This window comes from Synechococcus sp. R55.7 (assembly GCF_047461955.1).
Lineage (GTDB): Bacteria > Cyanobacteriota > Cyanobacteriia > Thermostichales > Thermostichaceae > Thermostichus.
On the sequence record NZ_JANSIC010000532.1, the window covers coordinates 1 to 503 of the forward strand.

At 47.7% G+C, this 503-nt stretch carries 1 protein-coding gene; it reads left to right on the forward strand.

Going from position 1 to position 503, the window contains the following annotated elements; all coding sequences use genetic code 11:
* Nucleotides 1-503, forward strand: a 503-nt coding sequence (locus NW820_RS13535; RefSeq protein ID WP_414407795.1) for a PAS domain-containing protein, incomplete at both ends; no start/stop codon positions are given.

The following is a 503-nucleotide window of genomic DNA, read 5'->3' on the forward strand; positions in this document are numbered from 1 at the left end:
CAACTCAGCGGGAGAGCTCCGTTACCAAGAAATTTGCATAGTTCCCTACGGAGCAAATTGCGTGCTTGGCTGCATTCAAGATATTACCGAGCGTAAGCGTCTAGAGCTGGCTTTGTTGGAGATTCAACAGCGATTCTGGGGTATTGTAGAGTCCTGCAATTTGGGCATTTCTCTGCTGCCTCTTGAGCCAGAATCCAAGCCACATGGCATGAACTCAGCCCTCAAGGATATAACAGGATATTCTGCAGAGGAACTGAAAGCTTTGCCTCTGGAGGCCTATATCCCAGATTTGGCTGATGTTGAAACCCTAAAAAACCTCTGGCAGGAGATGATCGAGGGTCGGCGCAGTCATTATGAATTGGAACATCGCTACACCCGAAAGAATGGCCAAATCATCTGGACAAAGTCTCAGGTTTATGTTGTGAGAGATGAAGAACAAAAGCCTCTGTTTGCCGTTCACTTCCTGGATGATATCAGCGAGCGCCGATCCATCAAATCTGCTC